The following is a 12870-nucleotide window of genomic DNA, read 5'->3' on the forward strand; positions in this document are numbered from 1 at the left end:
ACCTTGTCTTGTCAACAATTATTTGATGGAAGGCATCTTAACATATCCAAATTACTAATCTAGTCATCCAATTTATTCAATATCTCTTGGTATTTTGCTAAATCGTTCTGTAATAACCTGCTTTTCAAATTTTCAAGATATTTCTAAAAAATTCAAATTCTTGTAAGTTATAACAATGTATTAAATTCCAAATTTTTTACTGTCAGTATGTTCGCTTTTGGAGTGTTTACGGGTAAAGTATTACTAACTGGTTTATTAGATGCAATTGATTCCAATACTTTAATAACAGTGTTATAATCCATGTTGTACATAAGTCCTCTGGCACCGTCAAACATACAATTTAGTCCTCCTAAAGCTTGACCAACTTTTAGTGCATTTATGATTTGATCTTCTGTTGAAATAGAAAAAGATTTAAGTCCTTGAAAACCTATTTCATTTATTATTCCTGCAGTACACCAATCTCCAGCACCTGCAGAATCCTTTATATTCTCAAATTTATAGGATGGAACTTTTTTCCAATTTTTTTGATCACATGACTTGAGACGGTACTCTAAACCATCCTTTCCTAAAGTTTTAATCTCCAGTAAAGCGTTAGCTACAGGAAATAAATCTGAATAATTATTTATGCGATCACTAGAAAATTTGATTACGTGAGCTAACTCTAAACATTCCATTGTCTGTTTGTCATCTTTTAAAGAGGATGGTTCAAAAATAATTAATGCTCCATTTTCAGAATAATGTCTAGCTAGTTCGATGGTTGACCTTGAAACTCTATCAAAATAAAAAACCTCACATTTAGGTTGTTTATTAACAATTGTATCTACGTAGTTCGCCAGTACAGGTTTATACATAGGTAACCAGACATTTGTTCCAGGAATTTTAAATTCAAATTTGTGCTGAGAATTACCATCCTTATCTTTAAGTATTCTGTGTATAATAATTGGAGTTTTTCCATCATTAGATTTAGTTACTAATGATGTGTTTACTGTGAACTGTTTAAAGTCCTTAAATAAATTTTTTGTTGCACCATTGTCAGACAGTCTAGCAATCGGCTTAGAACTCCATCCTAGAAAAGATAGTATTGTTAAAACATTTCCGCAAGATCCACCTGCGCATAATTTTGCAGGTGTGGTTGGAGCTCCATTTAATATTACATCTAAAGCTACAAGGCCTGCTCCTAAGATAGTTGAAGGCCCACCTATTAATTTATTTGCTTGTATCATTGTATGGTATTCCAGTGAGCCAAGTTACAAAAAGTTCGCTTTCTGACTTCAAATTTTTCAAGGAATTTTTATCAACAATTTTATAACCTTGAGAATCAACATTAAGAATACCTACACTATCTTTGTTTTCAAAAGCTGTTAATAAAGTGCCTATTGAGAGCAGTTTGCTTGAGAATGTGGATAGGGCTACCTTACAACCGTTTATTATTTTTAAAGAATCTTGATAGTTACTTACTGCTTCGGATAATTTGTTGTAAACCTCAAAAGGATTTCTTTCATGAACATACATGATATTTTGAGGTTCTGTATTTAGTTCGTCAAACATTAACTCGTGATGCTCATTAAATATTGTATCTGATCTTCTTGGGTTTTTTGAAGGGAATGGTAGAGTAGGGCATATCTCATATAGTCTATCTTTAGATTCCGTAATTTTACTAAAAGCTTTACGGAGATGTTGTGTTTTGGTTTCTCCTAGAATTGGAAACCAAATCAGCGGTTTATCTGAATTTGCCTCCAAACTGATTTCACCGCCAAAGCCAAAAAGATAATCAATATCTTCATCAATACTGTTCTCCTGTATTAAGTTATCAATGGAAGCATTTTCTGCAATACAAACAAATAGATTTATAGAAAAGTCTTTACAATATTCGTCAATTAAAGATAAGAGTTTACCTATTAGAGAAAAGTAGATTCCACGTGGTAGAGCACTTATATCAACTACGATATTATCATAATCTTTTATTGCATCGTAATCATTAAATAAATTTGCAGCTTCTCTATCACCGATTCTTCGTCTTTTTTTCCCACGCCTGTTCCAAAGCTGAATATTTTTGTGATCGAGAGTTCTATTTGTCAGGAGTTGTTCTAGCTGAGTTACGTTTTCAGTAACCAAATCTGCATATTCATGAGAATTGGAGCTCTTACCTTCATCAAAATTGATAAGAATCGTCGAAATATCTAAATCTGGACACTTATTCAATAAGCTTTCAATACAAAGATTCATTCTGCCATCAAAACCTTTCCCCAATATGAATAGCGTTTTTCCATCATTTTTACTAAAATGATCTATCCACAATTCGTTTACTGTCTCATCATCCAATAATACGTAAGGATTCCAACGTCTATTTAATTTTTCTTGGTCCATTTTATTAGTTCATTAGGTGTTTTCGATCGCCATCCTCCGGACGACAATGGTAAATCAAATATGACACAAAGCCATTTATTTAAGTAATAGACATCCCATACCTGACCCTTTTTACCTTGATTTACGTTTTGTATCTCTAAAAGATTATACGCTACACAAGTTGAAATTACATCAACCAGAGGATCGTAAACTGAATTATTATACCAATATTGTTCTTTTTCTAACAGGGTTTGAGCCAACAAAGTTTTCATTCCAAATCCGTTAACTCCTGGTGCGTATGGGGCATTAGCTTTATAAGTTTCGTTTTTAGAAAACTCACCAAGTGCATTTAGAAAATTTTTAACTTGTTTACTAAAAGGTATAATTTTGTCTAGTTCATTCCACTTCTGTTTTGCAACCTCTCTTATTAATTTATCCTGCTCAAAATCATTTACGGTAATATTTTTCCCCGATATTTTATTGGAAATCATTTCTTCAAAAAGAACACTGGAGAAACTCAAGAATTGATCTATATTCGATGAGGATAGTTTTGTAAGAGTCTGAAAACCATAATAATATGGAATGTTTGTTTCTTTCGAAAGAAATAGTCGTGCCGTAGAAATAATTTCCGAACTTAGCTTGTCTTCAAGTTCCTCTGATGTCATGGGGAAATCAAAACTCAGCTGTTGTTTACCTAACGATCTGTAAATTAGAATTTCAGCAGCAGCAATCTTTATAGCTCTTTGATATTCACTGTCTGAATAAGCTGTAAGATATTGTATCCACTGAGAGAATTTCGTGTTAAATTTTGATATTTCTTCAAGGCTTTCCAACTTATTGTGGATGTATAAAGATAAGGTTTCTTTGTGCTCTTCTTCATTCAAGTCTGCAAGAAGATAGTTCTGGAAAGAAGAAACATCATCAGTAGATATACTTGCCCGTTTATCAGATATATTTCCTAAAATCTTTTCAAATTTACCCGCGTGTTTTCTCCAAAAATTTTCGAGATTAATTTCATTATAATCCCTTCCTTCAAATGACCCAAGATTTTCTACAGGTTCAAGTGCTTCGAGTCTTTCAGAAATCCAGATTGTAAAATTGCTCCTTTTTTCTGCAAGATATTTTTTTAGAATAAGTCTTTGATTGGTAGTAAATTTATGAGCATCATCAAGTACGAAAAGAATCTTCTCAAAAAATTCTTTTCCATCAACTTTAAGATTATTTGGATTTAAAATTTCAAGAGCAAAAAGTTCGTCGTTACCTTCTACTTCATTTTCCTTGATAGGTAGGAAACTGTCTATTGTTTTATATATTGCTCTTTCAATACCTGATGCCCAGTCGTAAAGCTGCTTTCCGGTACATGGTACGACAAGGCTGCGGAAATAATTATGTGCATTGTCATATGTAAAATCAATACAGTTTAAATCATCTGGAAACTTTTTGTCTTTTAAGATGCAGATGTTTCGAAGAGTTGCAAGTATAATCCTAGAATTTAACAGGGAAAAAAATAATCTATTTTTCAGAGCATCAGAAATATTAAGCTCCTCTAGCACTTCATAATTTCTTGTACACTGAAGAACTACCCCAAGCGCTTTAATGCCTTGGTCATCGATTGCATCTATTTTTTTGAGTGAGTTAAACAACTCTCTGTAATCAGGAGCTGATTTCGCATTTAAAAGTATTTTCAATGAAGAAGGTTCAAAAACTCTTATTAGAGAGGATTTTCCTGCGCCCGGTGAGCTATGTACATATACAACATGTTCCCATAATTTAGATTGCTGGTTAGCTTCTTCCAACGATTCTAGAACTAACGGACTGAACAATTTCAAGAATCCTGCATCTGAATCAATTTTTTCAGTTGCCCTTATCTTAAATGGATTTCTTAATTTAGTACTCATTTTATTTATGTCTTGTTACACGTGGAAATAAACCAATCCTATTCTTTTTGGTCCACCATAATAGGGGTAGTGAGTTATTTGGTGTATTATGAACTAAGATTAAAGGAAGTGCGCACTCATTGTAACCTAAAAAGTGCTTTTCGTGTTTAGCTTTTACAAAATGTTCATCAATTATATCGGATGTAACATATTTTTCAGAAAGTTCGTAAAATTCTTTGTCTTTAATCTGATCAATTTTGACATCATTCTCAATTGTCTGAATAACTTCGATTTTATAATTAAAGTTAAAATTATTTTCATCTCTCCATTTTAAAATTTCAGCATTCAATTTGTCAATGGCCTCCTCGGTAGCAATGTAGAATATTATTCTAACGTCAATTCGAGTAGTCATATCTATTAATTTGTGCAGATGGCTATCGTGCTTAGGTTGAAAAATATCACGTAAGGTTTTAAATATTTTTCCCTTATATGAGTTGTCAGCTTCAATCCTAAAGTAACTTGTTCCACTTGCGGTAAAGTCATCAACTAAAAATATTGTATTGTATGCGGAATTGGGATATTTCTTATGAAGTTCTTTTAGCATGTCGGTAACTTTATCCTCATTTATTTGATATGTGGGAATAACTTGTTCGTTATCTAGACCGCAATATCTGCGTAGTTGATCTATCCTTGACCCATCGCTAAGTCCGATGAATAAACTTGTTCTCATAAGTTCATTATACTCGTCGCTGTCAACAATTCTTTTTTTAAGATACGGGCTTATATTAAGTTTAGTCGCAGTTTTGGAGATAAGAAACGGATTGATTTTATCGCTAAATGTAGTATTAACCAAATGCAACATTTGATCATTAGAAATAAAAATAAGTTTATCTTTTAAAAAGGTATATGCAATTTCTCGCTCGCTTAATGTTTCAAATTGTTTTAGCCATTTTACTAAACTTTCGATGAACCTTGTTCCAATTGAAAATTGTTGATATTCGTTATATTTGAAGGTCGATAAAGATTGAAGTAAGGGACGTTCTACACGAATCTGTGTATTGTCCCATTGCATTATTTCTATCAATAACCGCTCAGCTAAAGCTGTTCTCATAGTGCTAAAATTTGATTTTAAATAATGATTTTTCTACTGGTGTGATAGCGTTAAAATATTCCAATGTTGCTTCAACACATTTTATTCCTTTTGAAGCAAGATTCCAGCAAGAATGCGGATCATTAGATACCTTATCAACACTTAAAGAGAATTCGTTTGACAGCAACTGGTAATCGTTCCCTGGATATTTTCCACGATCTCCGATGCATAAATAAGAGAACCCTAAACCAAAATGTTCGTCGCAATAATCAAAAATTAAGTTTTTAGAAGTATTCGCAGAAATGATATCTATCGAATGACTAGATTCCAATATTTGGATTCTAAATTTGAACTTATTATACAATAAGTCCAAAAGGACTGACTTCACTATTTTGGACTCCTTTTTATCTTTTACAATTACTGTAACCTGCCCCTGTCTAATATCAATATTAATATATTCTGATACTAAAGGTTCTGCAAGTAATGTCTTCTCTATTTCATGAAATAGAGGCTCTGAATTATCTTTAATAGGCATCGAATTGTTTTCCAATGATGAGATTTGAGCACCATTGTAGTATCCAATAATCAAATTCTGCCAATATTTTTTTTCCACAAATTTTTGGAGTTCTACTCTAACAGACTTACCTCTCCCTGTCACGATTCCAATTACAATGCCTTGCGACAGAAAGAAATTTAACTTTTCTATTATTTCTACGCGAGGAGCTACAAATCGTTCTTCTGCAGAACATAGAGTACCATCATAATCTAAAAAGATTCCTCTAAATTTCGTGGAGTTGATTTTTTTTCTAAATCTTTCATATGCATCCTTCCAGAGTAAAAATGACTTTTCATCATCAAGAAAACCAAGATTTCCATATTTTCTCATGACTGCATTCTTTAATTTTGCAGAAGTCCCGGCGTTTTCACGGAAGAGCTTTGAATATTTTAAATTATATAAACTACTTCCATATGGTGGTACTCCTGGTCTTCCCGGATCAATCCCTTTCGTTTTGCCTACTTCCTTTACTAGATAAAACGACTTTACTAAAAGCTCAAGACTTGCATTCCCCATTTTTTCCTCTGATTTAATGAGCAGTTTTGGAATTTCGGAAGGTAATAGATCCAATGTTTTTTGAGCTATCTCTTCTTCATCTTTTGAAATAATTGCCACAATTGCAGATTGAATTTTCTTTTTGTCAAACCAGTTATGCCTTCCATGACCAAAGTTTCGATAGTCGGACAGAAGTACATTTCCAATCCCACTCTCTGAAAATTTTGATTCTAAATCAATAGCAACTGGCTTACCCCAACCGCCGTATAAAACAACTATAGTAAATTCTTCATACAATTGGTCTGTAAATGATATAACGCTGCGAATAAAATCATTATCAGGTATTAGGTTGCTAAGTGATGGTTTATCATTGTAAATCCTCGATACTAATGTAAAGTATGCAACCAATGAATTTGTTGCAAGAAATCCATCTTGACCAGCTGGATTATCAAAATCAAGAATTTTGCTAATACTATATTTTTTACTTTTATTAGCTAAAGGAGAATTTTTCTTCAGGATTAAACTAAAAATAAAATTTGGCTCTAACGAAACTGCAGTGTCAAAGGCTAATAAAATGTCAGAATTTTTACCACTTGCGCTAATAAACGCTACGTTTGAATTTTTATTAACTGCTTTTTTTGAATATTGCAACTCCAAAGGAGTGATATCCGACGCAATTAATCCTTGTTCCTGGTGATATAGTGTAAAAAGGGCGCACGCACTCGATGATCCACCAGAGCCTATTATAAATAGAGGTTTTTCGCACAATACATTAGTATAATCTTCTAAATTTTCTATTTCAACATCTAACGCCCAATGATATGTGTTGTTAATTCTTAATAGTTCTTCGCTGTACGGTTTTCCCATTGTTAAAAATATGAAATAAGTTTAATTACTTTATTAAGCGTAATAAGCAGTTCTCAAATTTACAGAATTAATTGGAAATCCGTTTGCTTTCGGTATCATAGCTGACCAAATAAATTGATTGTTAATAAAAGTAAAGGTAAACAGGTTTTAAATCATGAAATTATGCTTTTCCGTAATAACAAAAAAAAATCTAAGTAACTAAATTCTAATAACTTCCCTTACTCGGAATAACGTGGCGAACACCACCTCTTGGATTTTCCATATCTCCTTTGTATCTTGGAATTAGATGGCAATGGAAATGAAAAACTGTTTGTCCTGCGTCAACTCCGCAATTCATTCCTATATTGTATGCGTCGGCCTGATGTTTAGCTAAGATAAGTTCTTTAGCTTTTTCAATCATTTTTGGGAGGTCATTTTTCTCTTCATCTGTAAGTTCAAAAAAATCCTTTCTAATTTCGTTTGAAATTATTAATAAATGACCTGGGGACACAGGAAAACCATCTTCTATTATGAAGAAATATTTTCCTTTGTATAAAATTCTATCGTTAGATATTGTGGTGAAATCTTTCATTAGAAAAGAGGTTGGAGTTCAATTATAGGTTTCCATTTTTGAAGCGATAAATTTACTGATAAATCGTACTGCTTTTGTAAGAAACGTTTTCTGTCTGATGAAGTTCTTCCAGTCTGATTTACTATTGTTTCTCCCAAGGGATGTTTGCTTGCAATGTAGAATTCATTTCTAGTGTGTAGCCTTTCCAAGTATTTTATTTCGGGAATTTTTGCACTCTTCGAAAGATTTACAAATTTATCCGATAAAACCAAATTCCAGATTCCATTTACATTTGCACCCGATTCATTTATCTTGGTTTTATGAACATGAGGGAAAAAATGGTCGATCGCGCACAAATTCTCATCTCCCGAGTTTATTGAAATATCCTGAAAAGAATAGAAGCATTTACCTTTCTGATATCCATTTAACGAAGCTTTTGCAGAGGAGATATCTTTTCTTCTCATAAAATCACTTTCAATAAATAGCGTCTGCAAATCTTCATCAATTTTTACCTCAAGTAGATTTGGGTTTACTTTTAGGTTCCAAGCAGTTTCTACAAGATTCCATCTTGCTTCTACCTCTTCATTGAAATTGGTAAATTGAATACTTTCCTTGAGGTTCAACAATTCATCTCTTAATACAATCTTTTTGTTGGCTCCGTTGTAATCTTTTTCGTAAAATTTGTTTGCGATAATCCCTCCATTTACATTTTGAAACGCATCAACAACATTTACAAATCCATATTTTTCCGTAACATTTAGCAGATTATCATAATCAATATCGCCATTGTTGTATTTTCGACAAGCATTTAAAAATGTACTAGAATGAGAGTTTCCTTGTTTATCGTTTTTTTTGAGATGTTCTAAAATGCTATTTACAAAAAGCGGCGAGATTTCTTTAAGTGAAAAAGTGTTTGTTTCTTTCGAAGCTAATTCTAAAAGTATTTTCCCAAAGGCAAATTTATATGTCGCAGAATTCTTCCCAAACAATATAATTGCCCTCCATTGTGATTCTAAACTTGGGTCATTTTCTTGGAAATTTAGGCACATTTGTGGAATGAATTTGCACTTTGAGTTGACTCAACTCTCATCAGGATTTTTTCTCTATTTCAATTTCTTTTACAAAATCATATTTATCTTCACGTATAGGACTATCCGGAAGAAAATCCTTGATTGAACATCCAAGAGCAATAGCTATCAAATTTAAACTTTTGACATTGTATTTTGCAGTTTTTGATTGCGCTTCTATATCTGAAATATAACTTGTGCTTTTTCCAATAGCTAACGATAGAGAAGTTTGGCTTATACCTTTTTCTTCTCTGATGTCTCTAATTTTTGTAATAATATAACGTTCTATCTCGTCTAAGGTATCGTGCATATAACAAATTGATGCAAAATCACAATAAAAAACTAAGGACTATAGTCCTGTATTTAGAAAATTGTTTTATATTTGGAAAAGATTATTTATTAAAGTAATTTTGCGATACTTCAAAGAAATTAAGAAGCTATTGCTTAGAATCTTGCTTTTGAAAACTGGTAATTTTTAATTGAGACAAGAGGATAAGTATTAAGCTCACGACCTAGGCGTGAGCTCTCTTATCTGTCTCATGGTATACCAGTGCCTCAAAAGCTGATTTGTAGAGTTTCACGCCGTTTTTATTCTCAATGCTGTCCGCTTTTCTCTACAATTAAAACTAAGCCGCTTCCTCAAGATATAGTATCAGACTGCACGATACAATGGGGTGTACAACTCATTGCGGCTTTAAAGCTTACACGGGACACAAATTTCATTCATATTAATTTTTTAAGATGTGCTGGGGCAGGAGGTTTTGCTATGTCTTTAATGAGACTTCCTCCTGAGCATCATCGCAGTAAACTATGTCTATGCTAAAAATAAAACTGAATTTTTAAGGAACAGAAAGTGTAAAGAAGAACTAACCATAGAAACAAGAAAGCCCTCTTCTTAGCACTATAAGTATTGTGGAATTTACGCAGTGCAGAAGAGAGCCTAAAATTTAACGAATTAAATCTATTCAAAAGTATGAAAAAAAACTTTTGCAGCCTGAGTCATATCCAATTGGCTTTTGGCTTCACCTTGCTCGCCTCCGGCGTAGCAATAGGGCAGATGCGTGTGATCACAGGCACTGTTACAGATAATACTAATAATAAACCAATTTCAGGGGTAAGTATATTTCAGGAGGGTAGTGATACGGTTGCTACTACTAATAGTTCAGGTATTTATAGGGTTCAGGTGTCAGGTGAGAATTCTATTCTTGTATTTAAGCATCCTGATTATCCTGAACGAAAAGTTTCTTTAGGAGATAGAGTAGCTGTTGATGTCTCATTGGGTAAGGAGAATCCTAATGCTAAAGAGAAAGCAATAGAGGAGGTGGTTCTTAATGCAGGATATTATAAGGTTCGGGATAAGGAGAGAACGGGGAGTATTGCTAAGATTGGGGTAAAGGATATTGAGAACCAGCCAGTCACCAATGTCCTTGCTTCAGCGCAGGGGAGAATGAGCGGGGTTTCGATTACGCAGAACTCGGGAGTACCGGGAGGTGGATTTGATATTCAGATAAGGGGCAAGAACAGTATCCGTCGTGAGGGGAATGAGCCTTTGTATATCATTGACGGTGTGCCTCAGACTTCTGAAACGCCTTCGCTGTATAGTTCGTCTATTCTGCCGTGGTCTTCCATCAATCCTTTGAATGCGATCAATCCGAATGATATTGAGAGTTTTGAGGTGTTGAAAGATGCTGATGCCACTGCGATCTATGGGAGTCGTGGTGCAAATGGAGTGGTGATTGTCACCACGAAGAAAGGTAAGAAGGGGAGGTCTGAACTGAAGCTGAATACTTCCTACTCGCTCAGCAATATTGCAAGGCGGATGGAGATGATGAATACGGAGCAGTATCTGGGGATGAGGAGGCAGGGTTTTCAGAATGACAATGTTGCGATTCCTGCGACGATGTATGATGTCAATGGTAAATGGGATCAGAACAGATACACGGACTGGCAGCAGGAACTCATCGGCAAAACGGCTGATGCCTATGCGGTGCAGCTGTCTTTGGGTGGTGGTTCTGAAACGACATCCTATCAGATCAGCTATGGTCATACGGAACAGACAACCGTTTTTCCTGCGGATTTCAGATACAGGACGAATAACATCAACAGTAATTTCAGCTATTTTACGCCGGATCGAAGATTGGAGTTTACTTTGGTCAATAGCCTATCATTCAACAGCAACAATGTTCAGAATGAAGACCTGACCCGACGTAGCATCATGCTGAGTCCGAATGCACCTGCACTGTATACATCAGATGGAAATGTCAACTGGGAAAATGGAACGTTCACCAATCCTGTTGGTTCTTTGCGTAGTGAATACCTGAATAAGACGGCGTATTTTAACAATGGGCTTAATATGACCTATAAATTGTTTCCGTTCTTGTCTCTGAAAATGAATGGCGGGATCACCTATCAGAATTTTGAGGAGCGTTCGTTGAAACCTCATACGATGTACACACCGGTTTCTGGATTGACAAGCCTGAATTCTGTATCCTCCAAAAACAATCAGACCAACTTCTCATATATTCTGGAACCGCAGATTGTAGCGAATTATACCTTCAGAGATCATCGTTTTGAAATGCTGATCGGGAGCACTTTGCAGAAGACCAACACCGATCAGGGTGCGATACAGGGGACAGGATTTGAAAGCAATCAGCTGATCTCCAATATAGGGACGGCAAAGACAAAGACCATTTCGGATCAGCTTCAGACGGAGTATAACTATACCGCTGTATTTGCACGGTTCAATTATCAGTTGAAAAGGAGGTATATCATTAACCTAACAGGAAGACGTGACGGATCGAGCAGGTTCGGACCTGCGAACCGCTTCGGGAACTTCGGAGCAGTGGGAGCGGCGTGGCTGTTCTCAGAGGAAAAGTTGCTGAAGGATCTGAAATGGCTGAGTTTAGGTAAGCTTCGTGGAAGTCTCGGCACTTCAGGGAATGACAAGATAGGGGATTACCAGTACTTGGACACCTATACCGTCTCATCAAATATCTACAATGGCGTGACGGCATTAAATCCCTCAAGACTGTACAATCCCAATTTCAGCTGGGAGAAAACTGTGAAGAAGGAAGTGGCCTTGGAACTGGGATTCTGGAATAGTAGGGTTAATTTTTCAGGGGCTTATTATGATAATACCTCATCCAATCAGCTGGTGGGAATCCCGCTTCCTGCAACTACGGGATTTGCTTCCATACAGTCCAATCTTCCTGCAAAGGTCAGAAATACAGGCTGGGAGTTCGATACCTCCTTTCGGGTGGTCAGGTCTTCACGATTCAGCTATGATACTTCTTTAAACCTCAGCATCCCTAGAAATGTCCTGGTGGACTTTCCGAATCTTGAGGGTTCTACTTATGCCAGTCAGTATATGGTAGGATATCCGACCACCATCGCAAAGGTGTATCAGTATGATGGTATCGATCCTACTACGGGACTGTATCGTTTTAAGGATTTCAACGGGGATGGCAAGGTCACAAGTCCTGATGATAACAGGGTGGTTGAGAAACTGGGCGTGAGAATGTTCGGAGGATGGTCGAATAACTTCAGGTTCGGACCTTGGTCGGCTTCTTTTCTCGTTCAGTTCGTGAAGCAGAGAAACTGGAATTATAACCGTCAGATGCTGATCCCAGGAGCATTGAGCAATCAGCCTGTTGAAGTGCTGGATGTCTGGTCAGCCTCTAATCCTGGAGGGACGTATATGGCTTATTCTGCGGGATACGATCCTCAGAAAAGTTCGCTGCACGCGTTGTTTCAGAACTCAACGGCCGCAGTGAGTGATGCGTCTTATATCCGACTGAAAAATTTGCAGTTGAACTACCGAATCCCTGTCGAAAGAATGGGGATCAAGGAAGCCATGGTGTATGTGCAGGGACAGAACCTTTTGACCATCACCAATTATTTCGGGCTGGATCCGGAGTTTATACTGACAGGATATCTTCCGCCGCTTAAGACCTATTCTGTAGGTTTTCAGCTGACCTTCTGATCTCCTGGGATTATTTAATCAATAAAATATCAATACTATA

At 35.6% G+C, this 12870-nt stretch carries 9 protein-coding genes; 1 reads left to right on the forward strand and 8 read right to left on the reverse strand.

All coding sequences use genetic code 11. The annotated features are described in order from the left end of the window. Positions 1 to 167: 167 nt before the first annotated feature. The 8 genes from BLT04_RS14615 to BLT04_RS14650 all read right to left on the reverse strand — a co-directional run bounded on the left by BLT04_RS14615 (position 168) and on the right by BLT04_RS14650 (position 9158). Entirely contained in the window at positions 168 to 1223 is a 1056-nt protein-coding gene (locus BLT04_RS14615) for a carbohydrate kinase family protein (protein WP_089756534.1), read from the reverse strand. Then, on the reverse strand, positions 1207 to 2367 hold the full coding sequence (locus tag BLT04_RS14620) for a hypothetical protein (protein WP_089756535.1): 1161 nt from the start codon (positions 2365 to 2367) through the stop codon (positions 1207 to 1209). The genes BLT04_RS14615 and BLT04_RS14620 overlap by 17 nt, the downstream gene beginning before the upstream one ends. Next, positions 2349 to 4244, reverse strand: a complete 1896-nt coding sequence (locus tag BLT04_RS14625) for an ORC-CDC6 family AAA ATPase (RefSeq protein WP_089756536.1) — start codon at positions 4242 to 4244, stop codon at positions 2349 to 2351. Before BLT04_RS14625 ends, BLT04_RS14620 begins: the two co-directional genes overlap by 19 nt. A 1-nt stretch (position 4245) precedes the next feature. Continuing rightward, entirely contained in the window at positions 4246 to 5334 is a 1089-nt protein-coding gene (locus tag BLT04_RS14630) for a phosphoribosyltransferase-like protein (RefSeq protein ID WP_089756537.1), read from the reverse strand. 4 nt (positions 5335 to 5338) lie between these two features. Continuing rightward, on the reverse strand, positions 5339 to 7231 hold the full coding sequence (locus tag BLT04_RS14635) for an HAD hydrolase family protein (protein WP_089756538.1): 1893 nt from the start codon (positions 7229 to 7231) through the stop codon (positions 5339 to 5341). A 205-nt stretch (positions 7232 to 7436) separates the two neighbouring features. After that, on the reverse strand, positions 7437 to 7802 hold the full coding sequence (locus BLT04_RS14640; protein WP_089756539.1) for an HIT family protein: 366 nt from the start codon (positions 7800 to 7802) through the stop codon (positions 7437 to 7439). Continuing rightward, a complete protein-coding gene (locus tag BLT04_RS14645; RefSeq protein WP_089756540.1) occupies positions 7802 to 8830 on the reverse strand; it encodes an HNH endonuclease family protein in 1029 nt (342 codons plus the stop codon). Before BLT04_RS14645 ends, BLT04_RS14640 begins: the two co-directional genes overlap by 1 nt. Before the next feature lie 40 nt (positions 8831 to 8870). Next, positions 8871 to 9158 carry a helix-turn-helix domain-containing protein gene (locus BLT04_RS14650; protein ID WP_089756541.1) on the reverse strand — a complete coding sequence of 96 codons (288 nt, stop codon included), beginning with the start codon at positions 9156 to 9158 and terminating at the stop codon, positions 8871 to 8873. A 663-nt stretch (positions 9159 to 9821) separates the two neighbouring features. Between BLT04_RS14650 and BLT04_RS14655 the strand changes: the two genes are divergently transcribed. Continuing rightward, positions 9822 to 12830: a SusC/RagA family TonB-linked outer membrane protein gene (locus BLT04_RS14655; RefSeq protein ID WP_089756542.1), complete on the forward strand. Its 3009-nt coding sequence runs from the start codon at positions 9822 to 9824 to the stop codon at positions 12828 to 12830. Positions 12831 to 12870 lie beyond the last annotated feature (40 nt).

Source organism: Chryseobacterium soldanellicola, assembly GCF_900100115.1.
Classification (GTDB): domain Bacteria; phylum Bacteroidota; class Bacteroidia; order Flavobacteriales; family Weeksellaceae; genus Chryseobacterium; species Chryseobacterium soldanellicola.